This window comes from Streptomyces sp. ME02-8801-2C, assembly GCF_033793965.1.
Classification (GTDB): domain Bacteria; phylum Actinomycetota; class Actinomycetes; order Streptomycetales; family Streptomycetaceae; genus Streptomyces.
On sequence record NZ_JARAXP010000015.1, the window covers coordinates 1 to 24,068 of the forward strand.

At 68.6% G+C, this 24,068-nt stretch carries 23 protein-coding genes; all 23 read left to right on the forward strand.

Features of this window, described 5'->3' with window-relative positions; all coding sequences use genetic code 11:
• The coding region (locus tag PV396_RS35215) for an esterase (RefSeq protein ID WP_319211693.1) at positions 1-1,606 on the forward strand (1,606 nt) is incomplete at its 5' end.
• Between the two features lie 212 nt (positions 1,607-1,818).
• Complete coding sequence (locus PV396_RS35220) at positions 1,819-3,579, forward strand: trypsin-like serine protease (protein WP_319211695.1); 1,761 nt, start codon at positions 1,819-1,821, stop codon at positions 3,577-3,579.
• Between the two features lie 150 nt (positions 3,580-3,729).
• Entirely contained in the window at positions 3,730-4,845 is a 1,116-nt protein-coding gene (locus tag PV396_RS35225; protein WP_319211697.1) for an LCP family protein, read from the forward strand.
• 220 nt (positions 4,846-5,065) lie between these two features.
• Positions 5,066-5,290, forward strand: coding sequence for a 50S ribosomal protein L31 (gene rpmE, locus PV396_RS35230; protein WP_055525667.1), 225 nt, complete (start codon positions 5,066-5,068; stop codon positions 5,288-5,290).
• A 112-nt stretch (positions 5,291-5,402) separates the two neighbouring features.
• Positions 5,403-6,479, forward strand: coding sequence for a peptide chain release factor 1 (gene prfA / locus PV396_RS35235; RefSeq protein WP_319211700.1), 1,077 nt, complete (start codon positions 5,403-5,405; stop codon positions 6,477-6,479).
• Positions 6,480-6,576: 97 nt separating this feature from the next.
• The gene (gene prmC, locus PV396_RS35240) at positions 6,577-7,416 is read left to right on the forward strand and encodes a peptide chain release factor N(5)-glutamine methyltransferase (RefSeq protein WP_319211918.1); all 840 of its coding nucleotides are present in this window, start codon (positions 6,577-6,579) and stop codon (positions 7,414-7,416) included.
• A gap of 53 nt (positions 7,417-7,469) precedes the next feature.
• Positions 7,470-8,117 carry an L-threonylcarbamoyladenylate synthase gene (locus PV396_RS35245; protein WP_319211702.1) on the forward strand — a complete coding sequence of 216 codons (648 nt, stop codon included), beginning with the start codon at positions 7,470-7,472 and terminating at the stop codon, positions 8,115-8,117.
• Entirely contained in the window at positions 8,114-8,794 is a 681-nt protein-coding gene (locus PV396_RS35250; RefSeq protein WP_319211704.1) for a protein-tyrosine-phosphatase, read from the forward strand. The genes PV396_RS35245 and PV396_RS35250 overlap by 4 nt, the downstream gene beginning before the upstream one ends.
• 103 nt (positions 8,795-8,897) lie before the next feature.
• Positions 8,898-10,157 carry a serine hydroxymethyltransferase gene (gene glyA / locus PV396_RS35255; RefSeq protein WP_319211706.1) on the forward strand — a complete coding sequence of 420 codons (1,260 nt, stop codon included), beginning with the start codon at positions 8,898-8,900 and terminating at the stop codon, positions 10,155-10,157.
• A gap of 126 nt (positions 10,158-10,283) precedes the next feature.
• Positions 10,284-11,648 (forward strand): MraY family glycosyltransferase, encoded by a 1,365-nt coding sequence (locus PV396_RS35260; protein ID WP_319211708.1) that lies wholly within the window; start codon positions 10,284-10,286, stop codon positions 11,646-11,648.
• A 323-nt stretch (positions 11,649-11,971) separates the two neighbouring features.
• Positions 11,972-12,409 (forward strand): hypothetical protein, encoded by a 438-nt coding sequence (locus PV396_RS35265; RefSeq protein WP_319211710.1) that lies wholly within the window; start codon positions 11,972-11,974, stop codon positions 12,407-12,409.
• A 225-nt stretch (positions 12,410-12,634) separates the two neighbouring features.
• On the forward strand, positions 12,635-13,456 hold the full coding sequence (gene atpB, locus PV396_RS35270) for a F0F1 ATP synthase subunit A (protein ID WP_319211712.1): 822 nt from the start codon (positions 12,635-12,637) through the stop codon (positions 13,454-13,456).
• A gap of 76 nt (positions 13,457-13,532) precedes the next feature.
• Positions 13,533-13,772, forward strand: a complete 240-nt coding sequence (locus PV396_RS35275) for an ATP synthase subunit C (RefSeq protein WP_005311859.1) — start codon at positions 13,533-13,535, stop codon at positions 13,770-13,772.
• Positions 13,773-13,822: 50 nt separating this feature from the next.
• Positions 13,823-14,380 (forward strand): F0F1 ATP synthase subunit B, encoded by a 558-nt coding sequence (locus tag PV396_RS35280; RefSeq protein ID WP_319211718.1) that lies wholly within the window; start codon positions 13,823-13,825, stop codon positions 14,378-14,380.
• Between the two features lie 2 nt (positions 14,381-14,382).
• Positions 14,383-15,198 (forward strand): F0F1 ATP synthase subunit delta, encoded by an 816-nt coding sequence (locus PV396_RS35285; RefSeq protein ID WP_319211919.1) that lies wholly within the window; start codon positions 14,383-14,385, stop codon positions 15,196-15,198.
• 159 nt (positions 15,199-15,357) lie between these two features.
• Positions 15,358-16,950: a F0F1 ATP synthase subunit alpha gene (gene atpA, locus PV396_RS35290; protein WP_319211719.1), complete on the forward strand. Its 1,593-nt coding sequence runs from the start codon at positions 15,358-15,360 to the stop codon at positions 16,948-16,950.
• A gap of 20 nt (positions 16,951-16,970) precedes the next feature.
• Positions 16,971-17,888, forward strand: coding sequence for a F0F1 ATP synthase subunit gamma (locus PV396_RS35295; RefSeq protein WP_319211721.1), 918 nt, complete (start codon positions 16,971-16,973; stop codon positions 17,886-17,888).
• Positions 17,888-19,324 (forward strand): F0F1 ATP synthase subunit beta, encoded by a 1,437-nt coding sequence (gene atpD, locus PV396_RS35300; protein WP_319211723.1) that lies wholly within the window; start codon positions 17,888-17,890, stop codon positions 19,322-19,324. Before PV396_RS35295 ends, atpD begins: the two co-directional genes overlap by 1 nt.
• A 216-nt stretch (positions 19,325-19,540) precedes the next feature.
• Complete coding sequence (locus PV396_RS35305; protein ID WP_189149593.1) at positions 19,541-19,915, forward strand: F0F1 ATP synthase subunit epsilon; 375 nt, start codon at positions 19,541-19,543, stop codon at positions 19,913-19,915.
• Between the two features lie 131 nt (positions 19,916-20,046).
• On the forward strand, positions 20,047-20,493 hold the full coding sequence (locus PV396_RS35310; RefSeq protein ID WP_319211726.1) for a DUF2550 domain-containing protein: 447 nt from the start codon (positions 20,047-20,049) through the stop codon (positions 20,491-20,493).
• A 531-nt stretch (positions 20,494-21,024) separates the two neighbouring features.
• A complete protein-coding gene (locus PV396_RS35315) occupies positions 21,025-22,065 on the forward strand; it encodes a right-handed parallel beta-helix repeat-containing protein (RefSeq protein ID WP_319211728.1) in 1,041 nt (346 codons plus the stop codon).
• 465 nt (positions 22,066-22,530) lie between these two features.
• Complete coding sequence (locus PV396_RS35320; protein ID WP_319211730.1) at positions 22,531-23,277, forward strand: IPT/TIG domain-containing protein; 747 nt, start codon at positions 22,531-22,533, stop codon at positions 23,275-23,277.
• A 144-nt stretch (positions 23,278-23,421) separates the two neighbouring features.
• A partial coding sequence (locus PV396_RS35325) for an IPT/TIG domain-containing protein (RefSeq protein ID WP_319211732.1) occupies positions 23,422-24,068 on the forward strand: 647 nt, incomplete at its 3' end.

A 24,068-nucleotide genomic window follows, 5' to 3' on the forward strand; every position in this document is an offset into this window, starting at 1 on the left:
CGTCCTCCACCAGGCCTTCCCCGACAAGAGCATCACGAGCCTCGAGTCACTCCTGAAGACCACCGGCAAACCCATCACCTACACAGGGGCGACGACCCCGCGCATCGACCTCGCCAAGGCGCTCGGCCAGGGATCCGTCAACTTCGCCGACTTCAACTGCGACCGGATCGAGGACATCGCCGTCGCCGACCCGGAGGCCACCGTCGGCGGAGACGCCAAGGCCGGCCTCGTACGCGTCATCTACGGCGGCGGCAAGGGCACCCTCGAGCTCAACCAGGACCTGCCCACGGTGCCCGGCGCCGCCGAGGCCAACGACTTCTTCGGCGACGCGCTCGCCACCGTCGACTACGACAAGGACGGCTGCACCGAACTGGTGGCCGCCACCTCCCGCGAGGACGCCGGCACGGTGGCCGACGTCGGTGTCGTCGACATCATCTACGGCTCCGCAGCCGGTCTGGGCGCCGGAAAGGCGTCGGTCCGACTCGAACAGGGCACCGGTTCGGGTGCCATCCTGACCGCGGCGTCCGAGGCCGGGGACCGCATGGGTGCCGCCCTCGCCGCCGGTCTCACCACCGCCCAGGAGCCCTACCTGGTCATCGGATCTCCCGGTGAGGACATCGACGACAAGACGGATGCCGGTGGCGCGTTCTATCTGCGCGGCACCATCAACCGAGCGCTGGTCCAGGGGAAGACGGTGGGGTCCGACCTCGCCGAGGCGGGCGACAAGTTCGGCTCCTCGGTCGCCGCGACGCCCGAGCACGTGGTGATCGGGGCCCCGGGCGAGGGAGTCAAGCCCAGCCCGAGCCCCGCCGCCGCCGAGGTGGTCTCGGGCGCGGTCACGGTGCTGAGCCACGAGCTCAACAGCTCCGGAGTGCCCGCCTACCTGGGATCCGCTCACCAGGCAGAGGTCGGCAAACTCGTGAGCGCCGAGGTGGAGGCGGGCGACCAGTTCGGCGCCGCGGTCGCGGCCACCGAAGGCACGGTCACCATGGGCCCGCTCACACTGCGGGGTTCCTACGTCGCCATCGGCGCCCCCGGCGAGGACCTCACCTTCGACGGAGCCAACAAGGCCGACGCGGGACGGGTCGTCGTACTCAGCGTGGTCAAGGACCGCAACCCCGTGGTCCAGGAGGTCGGCGAATACCAGCAGGGTCCTGAAGACGTCATCGGCGCTCCCGAGGCCGGTGACCGGATGGGCGCGCAGGTGACGATGGCCACCCTCGGATCCGGGAGCACCACGGCCGCCAACCTCCGGATGGCCGTCGGAGTGCCGGGCGAGGACATCGGCTCGGTCGTGGACGCCGGCGCGGTGAGCGTCTTCTCCGTGATCGGGACGCCCGGCGCGAACGACAAGTGGATCGACGCGGGCAACAGCACCGGCATGCCGGGCACCCCGGGTACCTCGCAGAAGGCAGGCTCCAGCCTGCACAGCACGGCCACCCGCCTGTACATCGGGATGCCCTTCGGACCGGGCGCCTTCGGTGGCCTGTACGCGATGCCGTGGTCGAACGCCAACGGCGGCACCGTGCAGCCCGTCGTCTCCTATGTGCCCGGCGTCGGCGGGCTCCCCGGGGCCGGGCTGCGGTTCGGGACGGCGGCACGCTAGGCACAAACCCTCCGCGCAGTACCGAGCAGTGCAGTACCGAGCAGTGCACCAAAGGGTCATCCCGCGTTATGGGGGTGGCCCTTTGTGGTGTATGGGACGCGTGTACGATCGCGCTCTTCGGGCCGATTCTCGTGATGTGCCCGAACTGACAATCCCTAGGGGGGACTTGAGTGGGTATATCCCTGTCCGGTGAAGGCCGCCACAGACGCCGAGTGCGGATCGCCGTTCCCGCGGTCGCCGTCGGCCTCGCCGCCGCGGTCACCGGCGCGCTGCTGATGTCGTCCGCGAGCGCCGCCACCGTCCCGCCGAAGCCCACCGTCGCCCCGAGCCGCAGCGGTCCCAGCAACGCGGAGCTGGAGAAGCGTGTCGCGGACGCGGCCACCAGTGACAGCACCCTGGGCGGCGAGAAGACGGCGTCGACCGCCGGTACGGCCGCCGGCACCAAGCAGGCGAAGATCATCGGTGGTTCGACGACCACCATCTCGACCGCCCCGTTCATGGCCCAGCTCTGGTACTCCGACACCAAGGGCACCACCGCGACCGGCGACGACGTCAAGTTCTTCTGCGGCGGCACCGTCATCGCGCCGACGAAGATCCTCACCGCCTCGCACTGCGTCAAGGGCTACAACTGGAAGGCCCACGGTGTCGTCGTCACCGGCACGGCCACGCTGCCGGACGCCGAGGGGAAGACGAACGGGACCCTCTCGGGCGTCTGGCGCCAGTGGAACAACCCGGCGTACAACGCGACGACGTTCGACAACGACATCGCCGTGCTGACCCTCGACTACCCGGTCAAGGCCGCACCGCTGCGGATGACGACGTCCGGTGACACCACGTCGTACAAGCCGCTCACCAACGCCACCGTCTACGGCTGGGGGCGCACCAGCTCCACCACCCAGGCCACCTCGCAGACGCTGAAGACGGCCACGCTGCCCATCCAGTCCGACGCGACCTGCACGGCCAAGTACCGCAGCGGCTACGTCAAGGGGCACATGGTCTGCGCGGGCAAGCCCGCCACCGGCAGCGACACCGGGACCACCACCACCTGCAACGGCGACTCCGGCGGTCCGCTCGTGGTCGGCAGCAAGGTCGTGGGCGTCGTCTCCTGGGGTGTGACGAACTGCGTGGAGAAGGGCGCCTACAGCGTCTTCACCAAGGTCACCTCGTACGTCGGCGCCGTGTACCCGCGGGTCGAGGACGCGAACCTCAGCGGTGACCAGCTCGCCGACCTGTGGCTGCGCCGCGCCTCCACCAAGGTCGGCTACGAGCGGGACTCCAAGGGGACCAGCTTCGCCGCGAGCATCTCCTGGGGCAACTGGGACGGCGTCAACGTCGTCCTGCAGACCGACCTGAACCGGGACGACTACCAGGACCTGGTGCTCCGCGACAGCATCTCGGGCGCCGTCTACTGGATGCACTACGTGCCCAAGGCCGACGGCAGCGCCGGAACCTGGGCCACGAAGACGATCTTCGCCAACTGGAAGACCCGCACCCGCATCATCACCCCGGGCGATGTCACCGGCGACTACAAGCCCGACATCCTCTCGGTCGACTCCGGTGGCGCCCTGTGGGTCTACCCGGGCAACGGCGACGGCACCTTCGGGTCGCCGTTCAAGGTCTCCACCGGCTGGAACCAGTACAACTCGATCGTCGGCCACGGCGACTTCAACGGCGACGGCAAGGCCGACCTGCTCGCCCGCGCCAAGACCGGCTCGGCCGGCTACCTCATCAAGGGCAACGGCAGGTCCGGCACCCAGGCCTTCGCGGCCCGGGTCAGGGTGCGCACCTGGGACGCCTACAACACGCTGGTCACCCCCGGAGACGTGACCGGCGACGGAAAGGCCGACTTCCTGGCCCGTACGGTCGCCGGGAAGCTGTACCTCTACCCGGGCACCGGCAAGGGCACGAGCGAGATCTTCGGCACACCGAAGGTCGTCGGAACCGACTACAAGCAGTTCGACATCATCAGCTGAACCCGCAGGTGAGCGGGTTCTCCGGACAGCGTCCCGCCCGTTCGGTCATGGACTGTGCCCTTCGCCCTACGCGAAGGGCACAGTGCGTTGTGCAACCCTTTTTCCCTAATGACCGTCTGACTGACCGGTTACGACGGAAAAGGGAAGCACATGTCCGGCGAGAGCAATCCTCTTGATCCAGCGAGGCCGACGAAGCGGCGCAGCCGCCGCAAGCCCCGCAGCAGGCGCTCCAAGGCGCTCCTCGTCACCGCCTGGGTCGCCGCGGGCATCGTCGTGCTCGGCGGCACCGGCCTCGGATACGTGTACTTCAAGCTCAACGGCAACATCAAGAGCGTCGACATCAACCAGGTCCTCGGCACCGACCGCCCGACCAACGTCGACAACGGCTCCGAGGACATCCTCGTCCTGGGCTCCGACACCCGCTCCGGCGCCAACAGGAAGCTCGGCGGCGGCACCGACGACGGCAGCGCCCGCTCGGACACCGCGATGATCGTCCACGTGTACGAGGGCCACAAGAAGGCCAGCGTGGTCTCGATCCCCCGGGACACCCTCGTCGACCGTCCCCTGTGCACCGACGCCAAGGGCGTCACGCACGACGCGGCCTCCGGCGTGATGTTCAACTCGGCGTACTCCACGGGAGGCGCCGTCTGCGCGGTGAAGACCGTCGAGTCGCTCACCGGGATCCGGATGGACCACTACATCGAGGTCGACTTCACCGGCTTCCAGAAGCTCGTCGACGAGCTCGGCGGCGTCGAGATCACCACGACGAAGGACATCAGGGACTCCGACAGCCATCTGAACCTGAAGGCCGGCACCCACCGCCTCAACGGCTCCCAGGCCCTCGGCCTGGTCCGCACCCGCCACGGCGTGGGCGACGGCTCCGACCTCGGCCGCATCCAGCTCCAGCAGGCGTTCATCAAGGCCCTGGTCGACCAGATCAAGGACGTGGGCGTCCTGACGAACCCCAAGAAGCTCTTCGACCTGGCCGACACCGCGACCAAGGCGGTCACCACCGACTCGGACCTCGGCTCGGTCCGCTCCCTGACCTCCTTCGCCACAGGCCTCAAGAGCATCAGCTCCAGCCACATGACCATGATCACCATGCCGGTCGAGTACGACCGGGCGAACCCCAACAGGGTCGTGGTCGACGAGGACAAGGCAGAGCTGGTCTGGAACGCCCTGAAGGCGGACAAGCCGATCCCGGCAGTCGCGACCAAGGACACGGCAAGGGGCGACGCGGCAGGCGTGGTGACCCCCTCTTCCTGAAAAGAGGCGGCGGAGCCGCCCTTTTCAGGGGCGCGGGGAACTGCGCGACAAGCCACAACGCACCCGCAGACACAGCCACCGCACCCGCAGGGAATACCTGAGCCCAACCCCCGGTTTTGGGGGATGCGCCCAGTCCTGGCAGACTGGTACGTCGGCCCCGGTTCACGCTCCCGCATCCCGCGGAGGCGACCCGGAGCCCTCCCGAAACTAGGAGAACCCCTTGAAGCGCGAAGTCCACCCCGAGTACGTCGAGACGCAGGTCAGCTGCACCTGTGGCGCGTCGTTCACCACCCGCAGCACGATCACGAGCGGCACCATCCGCGCCGAGGTCTGCTCCGAGTGCCACCCGTTCTACACGGGCAAGCAGAAGATCCTCGACACCGGTGGCCGTGTGGCCCGCTTCGAGGCCCGCTTCGGCAAGGCCGCTGCCGGCTCCAAGAAGTAGCGAGGCACCAGCGCCGGTCCACGGTCGCCCTCCGGGGCGTACCTGGACCGGCGTTTTTGGTCGCCCGACTTCCCCCGCGTACAGAACGTACAGACGTTTTTCAGGAGCCCCCATGTTCGAGGCCGTCGAGGATCTGCTCACCGAGCACGCCGACCTGGAGAAGCAGCTCGCCGACCCGTCGGTCCACGCCGACCAGGCCAACGCGCGCAAGCTCAACAAGCGCTACGCCGAGCTGACCCCGATCGTCGCGACGTACCGCTCCTGGAAACAGACCGGGGACGACATCGGCACGGCGAAGGAGTTCGCCGTCGACGACCCCGACTTCGCCGCCGAGGTCAAGGAACTGGAGAAGCAGCGCGAGGACCTCACCGAGAGGCTGCGCCTGCTGCTCGTTCCGCGTGACCCCAACGACGACAAGGACGTCATCCTCGAGGTCAAGGCCGGCGCCGGCGGCGACGAGTCCGCCCTGTTCGCCGGGGACCTCCTGCGGATGTACCTGCGCTACGCCGAGCGCGTCGGCTGGAAGACCGAGATCATCGACGCCACCGAGTCCGAGCTGGGCGGCTACAAGGACGTCCAGGTCGCCGTGAAGACCAAGGGCGGCCAGGGTGCCACCGAGCCCGGCCAGGGCGTCTGGGCCCGCCTGAAGTACGAGGGCGGGGTGCACCGCGTGCAGCGGGTGCCCGCGACCGAGTCCCAGGGCCGTATCCACACCTCCGCGGCCGGTGTCCTGGTGACCCCCGAGGCCGAGGAGGTCGACGTGGAGATCAACCCGAACGACCTCCGTATCGACGTGTACCGCTCCTCGGGTCCCGGCGGCCAGTCCGTCAACACGACCGACTCGGCGGTGCGCATCACCCACGTTCCCACCGGAGTCGTCGCCTCCTGCCAGAACGAGAAGAGCCAGCTGCAGAACAAGGAGCAGGCGATGCGTATCCTGCGCTCCAGGCTCCTCGCGGCAGCCGTGGAGGAAGCGGAGAAGGAGGCCGCCGACGCCCGCCGCAGCCAGGTCCGCACCGTCGACCGCTCCGAGAAGATCCGTACGTACAACTTCCCGGAGAATCGGCTCTCGGACCACCGCGTCGGCTTCAAGGCCTACAACCTGGACCAGGTGCTGGACGGCGACCTCGACGCCGTCATCCAGGCCTGTGTCGACGCGGACTCCGCAGCGAAGCTCGCGGCGGCGTAACCCCCGTACGAGCTCAGTCGAGCCCCGTACGAGTGACGAGTACCGGAGGACCAGCGTGCAGCAGAACATTGGGGGACGGCCCCCGAGCCCCCGTAGCGTGCTGCTCGCGGAGGTGGCCCAGGCCACCCAGCGGCTGGCCGACGCCGGCGTGCCCTCGCCGCGCAACGACGCGGAGGAGCTCGCCGCGTTCGTGCACGGTGTGAAGCGCGGGACGCTGCACACCGTCAAGGACACGGACTTCGACGCCCGCTACTGGGAGGTCATCGCCCGCCGCGAGGCCCGCGAGCCGCTCCAGCACATCACCGGACGCGCCTTCTTCCGCTACCTGGAACTCCAGGTCGGGCCGGGCGTGTTCGTACCGCGTCCCGAGACCGAGTCGGTCGTCGGCTGGGCCATAGACGCCGTCCGCGCGATGGACGTCGTCGAGCCGCTGATCGTCGACCTGTGCACCGGCTCGGGCGCCATCGCGCTCGCCCTCGCCCAGGAGGTCCCGCGCTCCCGGGTGCACGCCGTGGAGCTGTCCGAGGACGCCCTGGCGTGGACCCGCAAGAACATGGAGGGGTCCAGGGTCGACCTGCGGCAGGGCAACGCCCTGGACGCCTTCCAGGACCTCGACGGCCAGGTCGACCTGGTCATCTCCAACCCGCCGTACATCCCGCTCACGGAGTGGGAGTACGTCGCTCCGGAGGCCCGGGACCACGATCCCGAACTCGCCCTGTTCTCCGGCGAGGACGGCCTCGACCTCATCCGGGGCCTGGAACGCACAGCTCACCGGCTGCTGCGTCCCGGCGGCGTCGTCGTCGTCGAGCACGCGGACACCCAGGGCGGCCAAGTGCCGTGGATCTTCACCGAGGAACGGGGCTGGGCCGACGCGGCCGACCACCCGGACCTCAACAACCGTCCGCGCTTCGCGACCGCCCGCAGGGCCATGCCGTGAGCGTCACCCACACTTTCTACCCCCAGCAGTACGTGTACGAGGAGGCCCGCTAAATGGCTCGGCGATACGACACCAACGACGCGACCGACCGCACGACCGGTCTGCGCGAGGCCGCGTCCGCCGTCCGCCGCGGCGAGCTGGTGGTCCTCCCGACCGACACGGTCTACGGCATCGGCGCCGACGCGTTCTCCTCCGAGGCCGTCACCGACCTGCTGGAGGCCAAGGGCCGCGGCCGTGGCATGCCCACGCCCGTCCTGATCGGTTCCCCGAACACCCTGCACGGCCTCGTCACGGACTTCTCCGAGATGGCCTGGGAACTCGTCGACGCCTTCTGGCCGGGCGCCCTCACCCTCGTCGCCAAGCACCAGCCCTCCCTCCAGTGGGACCTGGGCGACACCCGGGGCACCGTCGCCGTACGCATGCCGCTGCACCCGGTCGCCATCGAACTGCTCACCGAGGTCGGCCCCATGGCCGTCTCCTCCGCCAACCTGACCGGCCACCCGTCCCCCGAGGACTGCGACGCCGCCCAGGAGATGCTCGGCGACTCGGTCTCCGTCTACCTGGACGGCGGCCCCACCCCCGGCATCGTCCCGTCGTCGATCGTCGACGTCACGGGCAAGGTGCCGGTCCTGCTGCGCGCCGGCGCGCTCTCCGCCGAAGAGCTGCGCAAGGTGGTCCCCGACCTCGAGGTGGCGAATTGACAGCCCCTGACGCGGGGCGTGGCATAGGCCCGCGCACGGGGGTCACGGGGGCTCAGCACTGGAACGGGGCCTCGCGGGACGCCTTCCGCATCCTCTATGTCAGCACCGGCAACGTCTGCCGCTCACCGATCACCGAGCGGCTGACCCGGCATGCCCTGGCAGACCGGCTCAACGACCCGCTGTGGGGCGGCCTGATCGTGGAGAGCGCCGGTACGTGGGGCCACGAGGGCGCGCCCATGGAGGCCAACGCGGAGGCGGTCCTCGCGGAGTTCGGCGCGGACGCCTCCGGCTTCACCGGGCGCGAACTGCTCGACGAGCACGTCATCCGGGCCGACCTGGTGCTGACGGCCACGCGCGACCACCGCGCACAGGTCATCTCCATGGGCCACTCGGCGGGCCTGCGGACCTTCACCCTGAAGGAGTTCACCCGCCTGGTGAAGGCGATCGACCCGGCGACCCTGCCCCCGCTGGACGACGGCATGATCGAACGGGCGCGCGCCCTGGTCCGCGCGGCGGCGGCTCTACGCGGGTGGCTTCTCGCACCCACGGCGGAGGCGGACGAGGTGTACGACCCGTACGGCGCCCCTTTGACCTTCTTCCGGTCGATCGGCGACGAGATACAGCTGGCGCTGGACCCGGTGGTGACGGCACTGACCGGGGTGTCGGCGAGGACCTGAGCGCCTGCGGGTCCGTTGTGGTTCTTCGTGCAGTTCCCCGCGCCCCTGTAGGGCCTTACGGCCTACATTGGACGTACGTCACCGTCGACGTCCGGAGGCAGCCATGTCGCTCAGCCATGCCCTTGCGAGCGAAGCCGCCGACGCTGTCGACGTACTGCGCCGGCAGGACCCCGAGCTTGCCGGGCTGCTCCTCGGGGAGGCCGAGCGGCAGGCGACGTCGCTTCAGTTGATCGCCGCCGAGAACTTCACCTCGCCCGCCGTACTGGCCGCGCTCGGCTCGCCGCTCGCCAACAAGTACGCCGAGGGATATCCCGGCGCCCGGCACCACGGCGGCTGCGAGATCGTCGACGTCGCCGAGCGCGTCGCGATGGAACGGGCCAGGGCGCTGTTCGGCGCCGAACACGCCAACGTCCAGTCCCACAGCGGGTCTTCGGCCGTGCTGGCCGCCTACGCCGCCCTCCTGCGCCCCGGTGACACCGTTCTCGCCCTCGGCCTGCCCCACGGCGGCCACCTCACCCACGGGTCGCCCAACAACTTCTCCGGACGCTGGTTCGACTTCGTCCCCTACGGGGTGGACGCCGAGAGCGGGCTCCTCGACTACGAGCAGGTGCGCGCCCTCGCCCGTACGCATCGCCCCAAGGCGATCGTCTGCGGGTCCATCGCCTACCCCCGGCACATCGACTACGCCGCCTTCCGGGAGATCGCCGACGAGGTCGGCGCCTACCTCATCGCGGACGCCGCCCACCCCATCGGGCTCGTCGCCGGGGGAGCGGCGCCCAACCCCGTGCCGTACGCCGACGTCGTCTGCGCCACCACCCACAAGGTGCTGCGCGGACCGCGCGGCGGGATGCTGCTGTGCGGCGCGGAGCTCGCGGAACGGGTCGACCGGGCGGTTTTCCCGTTCACCCAGGGGGGCGCGCAGATGCACACGATCGCCGCCAAGGCCGTCGCCTTCGGCGAGGCGGCGACCCCGGCCTTCACGGCGTACGCCCATCAGGTGGTCGCCAACGCCCGGGTGCTGGCGGCGGGACTGGCCGCCGAGGGGCTGGTCGTCACCACGGGCGGCACCGACACCCATCTCATCACCGCCGATCCGGCACCGCTCGGAGTCGACGGACGCACCGCGCGAGGCCTGCTCTCCGCCGCGGGAGTGGTCCTGGACTGCTGCGCCCTGCCGCACGGTGAGGCGCGTGGACTGCGGCTGGGGACGGCCGCGCTGACCACGCAGGGGATGGACGAGGTTGAGATGGCGCGGATCGCCGTACTCTTCGCGGGCGTGCTGCGTGGGACTGTGGAGAGTGCTGGGGCACGTGAAGAAGTACGGGAGCTGGCCGGTAGATTTCCGCCGTATCCCGGTCGGTGAGGGGTAGTCGTCACCTCGTGCACAGGCGCACGTGCAACCATCTTCGCTACCCGGAAGTCCCTATCCCTATGCGTCCCTCGCTAGGGTGTGGGGCCTGGATGGCCAGCGAGACCTGTGGGGAAGCCCGTGCGTGAATACCTGCTGACGCTCTGCATCACGGCCGCGGTGACGTATCTGCTGACAGGGCCGGTACGGAAGTTCGCGATCGTGGCCGGAGCGATGCCGGAGATCAGGGCCCGTGACGTGCACCGGGAACCCACTCCGCGGCTCGGCGGGATCGCGATGTTCTTCGGGCTGTGCGCCGGTCTGCTGGTCGCCGACCACCTCACCAACCTCCACGAGGTCTTCAGCAAGTCGAACGAGCCGAGGGCGCTGCTCTCCGGTGCCGCGCTGATCTGGCTGATCGGCGTTCTGGACGACAAGTTCGAGATCGACGCCCTGATCAAGCTCGGCGGGCAGATGATCGCGGCCGGCGTCATGGTCATGCAGGGCCTGACGATCCTGTGGCTGCCGATCCCGTCCGTGGGCAACGTCGCGCTGACCCAGTGGCAGGGCACCCTGCTGACGGTCGCGCTGGTCGTGATCACCATCAACGCGGTGAACTTCGTCGACGGCCTGGACGGTCTCGCGGCCGGCATGGTGTGCATCGCCTCGGCGGCGTTCTTCCTCTACGCCTACCGGATCTGGGTCTCGTACGGCATTGAGGCCGCCGCCCCGGCCACCCTGTTCGCCGTGATCCTGATGGGCATGTGCCTCGGCTTCCTGCCGCACAACATGCACCCCGCGCGGATCTTCATGGGTGACTCCGGGTCGATGCTGATCGGCCTTGTGCTGGCCGCCGGCGCGATCTCCATCACCGGGCAGATGGACCCGGACGCGATGAACCTGTTCTCCGGGTCCGAGCGCAACACCGTGCACCAGATGGTGCCGGTCTACATCCCGCTGCTGATGCCGCTCACGATCATCGCGATCCCGGCCGCCGACCTGGTGCTGGCGATCGTGCGGCGCACCTGGCGCGGACAGTCGCCGTTCGCGGCCGACCGGGGGCATCTGCACCACCGGCTGCTGGAGGTGGGGCACTCGCACAGCAGGGCCGTCCTGATCATGTACTTCTGGTCGGCACTCATCGGCTTCGGCGCTCTGTCCTACTCGGTCAACAACGCGTCCATGTGGATCGTCCTGAGCGTGGTGGCGCTGAGCGCGATCGGACTCGTACTCCTGCTGCTGCCGCGCTTCACGCCGCGCGCCCCGCGCTGGGCCGAGCGCTTCGTGCCGCCGCGCTACCGGCGCCGCCGGACCGCGGAGGCGGCGACGGCGCCGGCCGCGTCGGTGCCCTCGGTGCCGGCCGACCATGCGGAGTCCGCCGAGCCCGCGGATCCCGCCGAGCACCGGGCGCCGGTGCGGGCCGGGGTCTCTGGAGTCAACGGGGCGACCGCGATCGGTGCGCGTTCGCGCCGTCCGGACCGGCGTAAGGCCGGGTCGTCGCGCTGACCGCAAGGTAAGAATCTGACTAACGCTTTGCTTGAAACAGAGAGACCGTAGACGGAGTCCGGGGTGGGTAAAGCGCCCAATACCAGACAAGTTGGCGCCGATTCTGCACAGACGTGCAGGTTCACTCTCATGTGTGACGCCGAGCACACCTTCGAGGTAAAGACCTCATCAAATAGTTTGTGATACGGTTCACGAGAACCCCGGACAGAGCCGAAGGACCGCAGTGCGACGGTCGGTTGGCGTGAGTTTCACCGCTCGACCCGGGGACTACGCTCGTCCATGACGACACCCCACGCCCCCCTGCGAAAAGCGGAGTTGCCGCCATGCCGTCCAATGACGTCCGGACCCTGCTTCAGGCCGCTGTCCCCACAGCCGCCGTCGGCGCTCTCGCCGCCGTCGTCAGTGCTGTGGTCGCCGGCGCCGAAGGAGCGGTCGGGGCGGTCGTCGCGACGGTTCTCGTGATCCTTTTCATGGGAATCGGGTTCTACGTTCTGCAGCGCACTGCCAAAACGCTTCCGCATCTGTTCCAGGCGATGGGCCTGATGCTGTACGCGGCTCAAATTCTTCTGCTGTTCATCTTTCTCGCGGCGTTCAAGAACACGACGCTGTTCAACCCCAGGGCCTTCGCGCTCACGCTGGTCGCAGGCACCCTCGCCTGGATCGCGGCGCAGGCGCGTGCCCACATGAAGGCGAAGATCCTCTACGTTGAACCCGACTCCACGACGGGGGACAGGCCCGCGAAGACGGGGCACTCGTCGTGAGAGGTAGGGCCGGGATAAGCGCGTGTAAGAGTTCCTGCTATCGTCCGTTGCCAACTGCGGCATCGCGGGCGCGGGCATCTGAGCTGACGCCTGCTCAATCGCGAGGCTTGATGCCCCACAGCCGCCCCCACATCCGAAACACCAGTCCAGTGCCGAACCGCGGCTGTCTGCCGCGCCGACACAACGAGGTTGCCGTACCTATGCGCCACGCTGAAGGAGCCCGCGGTGAGTGCTGACCCGACGCAGGTGCTCGCTTTCGAGACCGACTGCCACATTTTCGATGGGTGTGGCTTCCCGGCTCCGGGCCTGCATTCGTTCATGTTCGAGCCCCTCATGGGCGACGCGGACAGCAACGTGTACTTCAACAAGACAATGCTGCTGGCGCTGCTCGGCTCCGTCATCGTCATCGGCTTCTTCTGGGCTGCCTTCCGTAGGCCGCAGGTCGTCCCGGGCAAGCTGCAGATGGTGGCCGAGGCGGGTTACGACTTCATCCGACGTGGCGTTGTCTACGAGACGATCGGTAAGAAGGAGGGCGACAAGTACGTTCCTCTCGTCGTCTCGCTGTTCTTCTTCATCTGGATGATGAACCTCTGGTCGATCGTCCCGATGGCTCAGTTCCCGGTGACGTCGATCATTTCGTACCCGCTCGTTCTCGCGCTGATCGTCTACGTCCTGTGGGTCTCGCTGACCTTCAAGAGGCACGGCTTCGTCGGCGCCTTCAAGAACTTCACGGGCTACGACAAGTCGCTCGGCGCGGTGCTGCCGCTGTCCATGACGATCGAGTTCTTCTCGAACCTGCTGGTCCGGCCGTTCACGCACGCGGTGCGACTCTTCGCGAACATGTTCGCGGGGCACACCCTGCTGCTGCTCTTCACGATCGCCAGCTGGTACCTGCTGAACGGCATCGGCATCGCCTACGCCGGGGTCTCGTTCATCATGGTCATCGTCATGACGGCCTTCGAGCTCTTCGTCCAGGCCCTTCAGGCGTACGTGTTCGTGCTCCTGACGTGCAGCTTCATTCAGGGCGCGCTCGCCGAGCACCACTGAGTACCCGCCCCCACCAAACCCGCAGTCGTCCGGTGGCCAAACCCCACCGGTCCTTGAAAGAGAAGGAAGAACTGGTATGTCCCAGACTCTCGCCGCTGTCACCGGTGACCTCAAGGCTCTCGGCTCCATCGGCTACGGTCTCGCCGCCATCGGTCCCGGCGTCGGCGTCGGCATCATCTTCGGTAACGGCACCCAGGCTCTGGCCCGGCAGCCCGAGGCCGCCGGCCTGATCCGCGCCAACCAGATTCTCGGCTTCGCCTTCTGTGAGGCGCTCGCCCTCATCGGTCTGGTCATGCCGTTCGTCTACGGCTCCTGATCACTTCAGGCTGACGACCAGTAACCCAGACGAAAGGCAACGATATGAGCATGAGCCAGCTCATTCTGGCGGCCGCTGAGGGGGAGACAGAGAACCCTCTCGTACCGCCGATCCCCGAGCTTGTCATCGGCCTGATCGCCTTCGTCATCGTCTTCGGCTTCCTCGCCAAGAAGCTCCTCCCGAACATCAACAAGGTTCTGGAAGAGCGTCGCGAGGCCATCGAGGGCGGTATCGAGAAGGCCGAGGCCGCTCAGACCGAGGCCCAGAGTGTCCTCGAGCAGTACAAGGCACAGCTCGCCGAGGCCAGGCACGAGGCCGCGCGGCTGCGCCAGGAGGCGCAGGAGCAGGGCGCCACGCTCATCGCCGAGATGCGCGCGGAAGGCCAGCGGCAGCGCGAGGAGATCGTCGCCGCCGGTCACGCCCAGCTCGACGCCGACCGCAAGGCCGCCTCGTCCGCGCTGCGCCAGGACGTCGGCAAGCTCGCCACCGAACTGGCCGGCAAGCTCGTCGGTGAGTCCCTCGAGGACCACGCCCGGCAGAGCCGCGTGATCGACCGCTTCCTCGACGGCCTCGACGAGGCCGCTGAGACGGCCGAGGCCACTCGATGAGCGTGCACGGAGCCAGTCGCGAGGCTGCCGCCGCCGCACGTGAGCGTCTCGACGCGCTGACGGACTCGACGTCCGCCGACGCGAAGAAGCTGTCCGACGAGCTGGCCGCGGTCACCGCGCTGCTGCACCGCGAGGTGTCCCTGCGTCGGGTCCTCACCGACCCGGCGCAGGCCGGGGAGGCCAAGGCCGAGCTGGCCCAGCGCCTCTTCGGCAGCCAGGTCGGCGGGCCCACCACCGACCTGGTGGCCGGCATGGTGCGTTCCCGCTGGTCGCGTTCGCGCGACCTGGTGGACGCGCTGGAGGAGCTGGCGGACATCGCCGACCTCACCGCCGCCCAGCAGGCGGGTGCGCTCGACAACGTCGAGGACGAGCTGTTCCGGTTCGGCCGGATCGTCTCCTCGAACACCGAGCTGCGCGCCGCGCTGACCGACCGTGCCGCGACCACCGGTGCCAAGGGCGAGCTGCTGCGCAGCCTGCTCGGGGGCCGTGCCGCCGCGACGACCGAGCGTCTGGTGACGCGCCTTGTGACCGCGCCGCGGGGACGTAGCCTGGAAGCGGGACTCGAGTCCCTGTCCAAGCTCGCCGCCGAGCGCCGGGACCGCATGGTCGCCGTCGTCACCTCCGCGGTTCCGCTGAGCGACCCGCAGAAGCAGCGCCTCGGCGCCGCCCTCGCGAAGCTCTACGGCCGCCAGATGCACCTGAACCTGGACGTGGACCCCGAGGTCCTCGGCGGTATCCGGGTGCTGGTCGGCGACGAGGTCATCAACGGCAGCATCGCGGACCGCATCGAGGACGCCGGCCGCCGCATGGCGAGCTAGCTCGCCCGGCAGCCACGCAGAACGCAGCAACTCAATACTCGTAGTACGTACTTGACTACGGCCCTGGTTGGGCCGTGCAGAGGATTCACCTCTTTTTGGGGGGAGTCCCCATCCCCCCAAGTGAAACTTCGGGCCCAACAAGGAGAGCAGGGAACCCAGATGGCGGAGCTCACGATCCGGCCGGAGGAGATCCGGGACGCGCTGGAGACCTTTGTCCAGTCGTACCAGCCGGACGCGGCCTCGCGCGAGGAGGTCGGCACAGTCACTCTCGCCGGTGACGGCATCGCGAAGGTCGAGGGCCTGCCCTCGGCCATGGCCAACGAACTGCTGAAGTTCGAGGACGGCACCCTCGGACTCGCGCTCAACCTCGAAGAGCGCGAGATCGGTACCGTCATCCTCGGCGAGTTCAGCGGTATCGAGGAGGGCCAGCCGGTCACCCGTACCGGCGAGGTCCTGTCCGTGGCGGTCGGCGAGGGCTACCTCGGCCGTGTCGTCGACCCGCTCGGCAACCCGATCGACGGCCTCGGCGAGATCGAGACCAGCGGTCGCCGCGCCCTCGAGCTGCAGGCGCCGGGCGTCATGGCGCGCAAGTCGGTGCACGAGCCGATGGAGACGGGCTACAAGGCCGTCGACGCGATGACCCCGATCGGCCGCGGCCAGCGTCAGCTGGTCATCGGCGACCGTCAGACCGGCAAGACCGCTCTGGCCGTCGACACCATCATCAACCAGCGTGACAACTGGCGCTCCGGCGACGTGAAGAAGCAGGTCCGCTGCGTCTACGTCGCCATCGGCCAGAAGGGCTCGACCATCGCCTCCGTGCGTGGCGCCCTCGAAGAGGCCGGCGCGCTGGAGTACACGACCATCGTCGCCGCCCCGGCGTCCGACCCGGCCGGCTTCAAGTACCTTGCGCCGTACACCGGTTCGGCCATCGGTCAGCAGTGGATGTACGAGGGCAAGCACGTCCTCATCATCTTCGACGACCTCTCGAAGCAGGCCGACGCCTACCGCGCCGTGTCCCTCCTGCTGCGCCGCCCGCCGGGGCGTGAGGCCTACCCGGGTGACGTCTTCTACCTGCACTCCCGTCTGCTGGAGCGCTGCGCGAAGCTCTCCGACGAGCTGGGCGCCGGCTCGATGACCGGTCTGCCGATCGTCGAGACCAAGGCCAACGACGTCTCGGCGTTCATCCCGACCAACGTCATCTCCATCACCGACGGCCAGTGCTTCCTGGAGTCGGACCTGTTCAACGCCGGTCAGCGCCCCGCGCTGAACGTCGGTATCTCCGTCTCCCGAGTCGGTGGTTCCGCGCAGCACAAGGCGATGCGCCAGGTGTCCGGCCGACTGCGTCTCGACCTCGCCCAGTACCGCGAGCTGGAGGCGTTCGCCGCCTTCGGTTCCGACCTGGACGCCGCGTCGAAGTCCCAGCTGGAGCGTGGTCAGCGACTCGTCGAGCTGCTCAAGCAGGCTCAGTACGAGCCGATGGCCACCGAGGACCAGGTCGTCTCCATCTGGACCGGCACCACCGGCCGTATGGACGAGGTACCGGTCGCCGACATCCGCCGCTTCGAGAAGGAGCTCCTGGAGTACCTGCACCGCAAGGAGCAGGGCCTCATGACCTCCATCAAGGAGGGCGCCAAGATGTCGGACGACACCATCACCGCCATCGGCGACGCTGTCGCGGAGTTCAAGAAGCAGTTCGAGACGTCGGACGGCAAGCTCCTCGGCGAAGACGCCCCCGCCGCCGCCGGCAAGTGACGACGGAAGGGACCTGACTCATGGGAGCCCAGCTCCGGGTCTACAAGCGTCGCATCAAAACCGTCACCGCGACCAAGAAGATCACCAAGGCGATGGAGATGATCGCCGCCTCGCGCGTCGTCAAGGCGCAGCGCAAGGTGGCGGCCTCCGCGCCGTACGCGACCGAGCTCACCCGCGCGGTCACGGCGGTCGGCACGGGCTCGAACACCAAGCACCCGCTGACCACCGAGGCCGAGACGCCGACCCGTTCCGCGGTCCTGCTCCTCACGAGCGACCGCGGTCTGGCCGGCGCCTTCAACGCCAACGCGATCAAGGCCGCCGAGAAGCTGACGGCGAGCCTCGAGGCTGAGGGCAAGGAGGTCGACACGTACATCGTCGGCCGCCGTGGCCTGGCCCACTACAACTTCCGCGAGCGCAAGGTCGTGGAGTCGTGGTCGGGCTTCACCGACGAGCCGTCGTACGCGGACGCCAAGAAGGTCGCGGCACCGCTCATCGAGGCCATCGAGAAGGAGACGGCGGACGGCGGCGTGGACGAACTCCACATCGTCTTCACCGAGTTCGTCTCGATGATGACGCAGACCGCGGTCGACGACCGTCTGCTGCCGCTCAGCCTCGACGAGGTCGCCGCGGAGTCGTCCACCAAGGGCGAGATCCTTCCGCTGTACGACTTCGAGCCGTCGGCGGAGGACGTCCTCGACGCCCTGCTGCCGCGGTACGTCGAGAGCCGTATCTACAACGCGATGCTCCAGTCGGCTGCTTCCAAGCACGCCGCCACGCGCCGCGCGATGAAGTCGGCGACCGACAACGCGGGAGAGCTCATCACCACGCTCTCCCGACTTGCCAACGCGGCCCGACAGGCCGAAATCACCCAGGAAATCAGCGAGATCGTCGGTGGCACCGCAGCCCTGGCCGACGCGACCGCGGGGAGTGACAGGTAATGACGACGACAGTTGAGACGGCCGTTGCCACGGGCCGCGTCGCCCGGGTCATCGGCCCGGTCGTCGACGTGGAATTCCCCGTCGACGCCATGCCGGAGATCTACAACGCCCTTCACGTCGAGGTGGCCGACCCGGCCCTGGACGGCGCGAAGAAGACGCTGACCCTGGAGGTCGCCCAGCACCTGGGTGACGGCCTGGTCCGCACCATCTCGATGCAGCCCACCGACGGTCTGGTCCGCCAGGCCGCCGTCACCGACACGGGTACGGGCATCACCGTCCCCGTCGGCGACTTCACCAAGGGCAAGGTGTTCAACACCCTCGGTGAGGTACTGAACTCCGACGAGTCCTACTCGGGCGAGCGCTGGTCCATCCACCGCAAGGCCCCGCGCTTCGACGAGCTCGAGTCGAAGACCGAGATGTTCGAGACCGGCGTCAAGGTCATCGACCTTCTCACCCCGTACGTCAAGGGTGGAAAGATCGGCCTGTTCGGCGGTGCCGGCGTCGGCAAGACGGTGCTCATCCAGGAGATGATCTACCGCGTCGCCAACAACCACGACGGTGTCTCCGTGTTCGCCGGTGTCGGTGAGCGCACCCGTGAGGGCAACGACCTCATCGAGGAGATGGCCGACTCGGGCGTCATCGACAAGACCGCGCTGGTCTTCGGCCAGATGGACGAGCCCCCGGGCACCCGTCTGCGCGTGGCCCTGGCCGGTCTGACCATGGCGGAGTACTTCCGCGATGTGCAGAAGCAGGACGTGCTGTTCTTCATCGACAACATCTTCCGCTTCACGCAGGCCGGTTCCGAGGTCTCGACCCTGCTCGGTCGTATGCCCTCCGCGGTGGGTTACCAGCCGAACCTGGCCGACGAGATGGGTCTCCTCCAGGAGCGCATCACGTCGACCCGTGGTCACTCGATCACCTCGATGCAGGCGATCTACGTCCCCGCGGACGACCTGACCGACCCGGCCCCGGCCACCACCTTCGCCCACCTCGACGCGACGACGGTTCTCTCCCGTCCGATCTCCGAGAAGGGCATCTACCCGGCCGTGGACCCGCTGGACTCGACGTCCCGCATCCTCGACCCCCGGTACATCGCGGCGGACCACTACAACACCGCGATGCGCGTCAAGACGGTCCTGCAGAAGTACAAGGACCTTCAGGACATCATCGCGATCCTCGGTATCGACGAGCTGGGCGAAGAGGACAAGCTCGTCGTCCACCGCGCCCGTCGCGTGGAGCGCTTCCTGTCCCAGAACACCCACGTCGCCAAGCAGTTCACCGGCGTCGACGGGTCGGACGTACCGCTGGACGAGTCGATCACCGCGTTCAACGCGATCATCGACGGCGACTACGACCACTTCCCGGAGCAGGCGTTCTTCCTCTGCGGTGGCATTGAGGACCTCAAGGCCAACGCCAAGGAGCTGGGCGTCTCCTGACCCCCGCACCTTTGGGAGAGGGGCAGGGGAGCACCCTTCACGGGGTGCGTCCTGCCCCTCTCTCCACACCTACTGCTGTATTGCCTGGGGGATAACCCCCAGACCCCCAGCCGAAAGACTGTGGGGGCAGGCCCCGACACATTCGTGCTCGGCGCCCTACTAGACTTATACGCAACACCCGGTGACCCTGCCGGGTGGTGACCCGAGGAGCCAACCTTGGCTGCTGAGCTGCACGTCGAGCTGGTCGCTGCCGACCGCCAGGTCTGGTCCGGCGAGGCCACCCTGGTCGTCGCGCGCACCACGTCCGGCGACATCGGCGTCATGCCCGGTCACCAGCCGCTGCTCGGTGTGCTGGAGTCGGGCCCGGTGACCATCCGTACGAGTGATGGTGGAACGGTCGTCGCCGCGGCGCACGGCGGTTTCATCTCGTTCGCGGACAACAAGCTGTCCCTGCTGGCGGAGATCGCCGAGCTGGCGGACGAGATCGACGTCCAGCGCGTGGAGCGGGAGCTCGAGCGCGCGAAGGCGGAGGGCGACGCCTCCGCCGAGCGGCGTGCGGACGTCCGACTGCGGGCCGTGGCGGCGCGCTGACACCAGCGCAGTGATGTGATGCTTTGCCTCAGCCGCGGCTGGGACCGGTTACCGCCGGTCCTGGCCGCGGCTGAGGCGAATCCGGGTGTTTTTTCTTTTCCGTTACCTAGGAGACGAGGAGGTCGGTGTCGATGATCCTCGCTCTGACTGTGTGCGGCTTGGTCGTGGCGGTCGTGGTGGTCGGCCTGTTCGTCTTCGGTCTGCGCCGCCGACTCATCCAACGCTCCGGCGGTACGTTCGACTGCAGCCTGCGCTGGGACGTACCGGAGAAACCCGACCCCAGCGGCAAGGGCTGGGGCTACGGGGTCGCGCGCTACAACGGCGACCGGATCGAGTGGTACCGCGTCTTCTCGTACTCCCCGCGTCCGCGCCGCGTCCTGGAACGCTCGGCGATCGAGGTGTCCGGCCGCCGCGCCCCCGACGGCGAGGAGGAGCTGGCCCTGCTCTCGGACGCGGTCGTGCTGGCCTGTTTCCATCGGGGGGTGAGACTGGAGCTGGCGATGAGCGACGACGCGCTGACCGGTTTCCTCGCTTGGCTGGAGGCAGCCCCGCCCGGACAGCGCGTGAATGTGGCGTAGCCTCCGGGCCGGAATCCCCCGGTCCCAAGGGAGGGTGGCTCGCGGGTCGGGGTGTGAGGCGAGTGGGCGGTCGGGAGCAGGTTGCCGATCAGCCGGCGCCGCGAACGACACCGGCTGATCGGGATCCGGTCCCTCGACCGGGGGTGCCCATCGCGGTAGCCGGTGGAATCACCCGTGCTTCTGCAGAAAAGCGGCGGGCAGTCCGACTTCCGCTCCCCCGGTGAGAATGGGCGGCCCACCGGCCAGATCCATTTCAGTAACCCACGCTCGTCCCGCCGGTCGCGAGCACTTCTGCATATGTCACTCGAATGGTCCAGTCCTCGCGCCGCTTGGCGTCTGGGCGAGGTGACGTTCCGGGGTTTTCGGTGGCGTGACCGCCGACCGACCACCGCAACGCTGGGTCACATCGCCGCTCTCCTTCACCCGTCCGGATCTCACTGGGTGCCGAGTGGCGAAGCTCCCGATCAGGTTGAACCACAACGACCGAAGGGAGAACCAGTGCTGATATGGAAGAACGCTCGGATCTTGGCCGTGGCTACGCTGCTGGGCGCAGCCGTGTCGGGTGTCGCCGCGCCGGCCACCGCCGCGTCTTCGCCCGCACTCCAGGGGGGAGTGGTGCCGTGCGGGGACGTCGCCGAGTTGATCGAGCAGATCAACGAGGCGAACACCCAGGGGCGGGGAAACATCGTGCTGTCGTCGGGGTGCACCTACGCGCTCACCGCTCCGGCCGTGCCGGGTGGAGCCAACGGACTGCCGACCATCACCGGCAACCTCACCGTCACCGGTAGCCGAGCGACCATCACCCGACAGTCACCCACGGCGTTCCGGATCGCCGCGGTCGCTCCGCAGGGATACCTCACCCTCAGCGGGATCACCGTGTCGGGCGGCAGCGCGACCGAGACCTCCGCCACGGCCGGCGGCGGCATCCTCACCGAGGGGACGCTCGTCCTGGCCGGGAGCCGGGTCACCGGCAACATCGCTTCCGTCCTCGGCGGCGGGATCGCGGTCGCGGCCGGTGCGACGGCGCAACTCGTCGGCAGCACCGTGTCGGACAACGGTGCCGGTGACGGTGGAGGCGTTCACGTAGGTGAGTCGGCCCGGCTGAATGTGACCGGCGGCTCCATCCAGGGCAACACGGCGACGTTCCTCGGTGGAGGGCTGGCCACCTTCGGGACCACGATCCTCAACGGCACGGCGGTCAGGGACAACAGCACCGAGAACTTCGAAGGCGGCGGCATCTACACGGCGCTAGGCCCCCTCACCCTGAACGGCGGCTTCGTGACGGGGAACGAGGCCGCCTCGTACGGCGGAGGCATCGCCAACGGCGGAAGCACCCTGCGACTGCAGAGCACCACCGTGAACGACAACGAAAGCGCCCTCGACGGCGGTGGCCTCTACCACCAGGCGGGTACGTCCCTCCTGCTCGGCGGCAGGGTCTCCGCCAATGTCTCGGGCGGCCAGGGCGGTGGGATCTTCCGCCTCGGCGGCTCGGTCGTCCTGACGGGAACGCCCGTCGTCAACAACACGCCGGACAACTGCGCACCATCAGGAATCCCCGGCTGCACCGGGTAATGGCTGGCCGGCCAAGCCTCAGGGTGCCTGGAGCTTGGCCGACCAGGTTCGGCAGAAGGGAAAATGAGAGTCAGGAAAGGACGGTATTACTCCTTTCGGGTGATGTGAGAGAACAGTGTCTTGTCACTCGATCGGATGCGTGGGTCACTAAGAGTGTGAACCGGCGGGCTGCCCATCCCCGAGCCGGGGGAACGTTCGATCAGGCAGCGCTTGCCGGTTTCTCCTTGCCCAGAGGAGATGGCGGAGGTTGCCGCCCGCTTGGCCGGGCGGGCGAGGGTGCCTGTGCGGGTTCGTTCACCCGGGCGCGGACGCACTGTCGATCAGTGCTCGCCGCATCGCAAGGAGTCGGGCAGAGGTCGACGTGCGTCCTGTCGGCGGGTCCCCCTTCCTGAGGACGTCTCGGTCGATGGCTGGCCGTCCTGCCGGTTTCTCGCATGTCCCCATCAACCAGCGAGGAGCTTCCTCATGCCGATCTCTCCGAACCAGGGTTCCACCGGGGGCGGGACCCTGGTGACCATCACCGGCACCAACCTGTCCAACACCAGCGCGGTGAAGTTCGGCGGCAAGTCCGCCACGAGCATCACCAACGTCTCCCCGACGCAGGTCACCGCCGTCTCCCCCTCGGGGACCGGTACGGTCGGCGTCACCGTCACCACCCCGGGCGGGACCAGCAACCCGCTGTCGTACTTCTACGTCGGCGCCCCGTTCAAGTCCTCCCTGAGCGCCGACTCCGGGCCGCTGGCCGGCGGCAACACCATCACCCTCGCAGGCACCGGCCTGTCGACGGCCACCAGTGTGTCCTTCGGCGGGGTCACCGCCACCCCGACCGTGATCAGCGACAGCTCTCTCAGTGTCACCGTGCCTGCGGGCGCGGCGGCCGGTTCGGTGTCGGTGAGCGTGACCACCGCGGGCGGCACCAACAACGGCCTCAGCTACACCTACGTCGACATCCCCACGATCGGGACCATCACCCCGGACGAGGGTTCGACCTCCGGTGGGACGGCTGTGACCATCACCGGCACCAATGTGGCCAGCACGGACTCGGTCACCTTCGACGGCGTCGCGGCGCCGTTCGCGGTGATCAACGCGACCACGCTGTCCGCGGTCACTCCGCCCGGTACCGCTGGAGCGGTCGACGTGGTCGTGACCAACCCCGCGGGATCGGCCACCGCGGCCGGCGGCTTCACCTACGTCGCCGGCCCCGGCATCTGACCGGTCCTCGCGCCTCCGTGACACGGAGGCGATGAACGCCCGTCCGGGCGGCAGTCCCCCCTCTGCCCGGACGGGCTCAACCTTGCGGCCACGCCACGGCGGGCCGCGTTCTCGACCCACTGTCCTGCGCGAAGGAGTACAGCCATGCCTGCCCCTGTGGTCTCTTCGGTCAGTCCCAACCAGGGATCGGCCTCGGGTGGCACGACGGTCACCGTGACCGGATCCAATTTCACGTCAGTGACCACCGTCCGGTTCGGAGCCAAGCCGGCCACGTCGTACACCGTCGACAGCTCCACCCAGATCACTGCGGTGACTCCTTCGGGCCTCGGCACCGTGAACGTCACCGTCACCACCGCCCAGGGCACGAGCGCCCAGGCGGTGCTGTTCACCTACGTCGCCACCCCCTCCCTGTCGGGTCTGTCGCCGAATCAGGGGCCGGTGCCCGGGGGGACGACGGTGACGCTGACGGGCGCGAATCTCTCCGGTGCGACGGCGGTGCAGTTCGGCGGGGTGGCGGCGGCGTCGTTCGCCGTCAACAGCAGCACGCAGATCACGGCGGTGGCTCCCGCCCATGCGGCTGGAGCCGCGGCGGTCACGGTGACCACCCCCGGCGGCACCAGCAACGCCCTCACCTTCACCTACATCGGCACTCCCTCGGTCACCGGGGTGTCGCCGAATCAGGGGCCGGTGTCCGGGGGGACGACGGTGACGCTGACGGGCGCGAATCTCTCCGGTGCGACGGCGGTGCAGTTCGGCGGGGTGGCGGCGGCGTCGTTCACCGTCAACAGCAG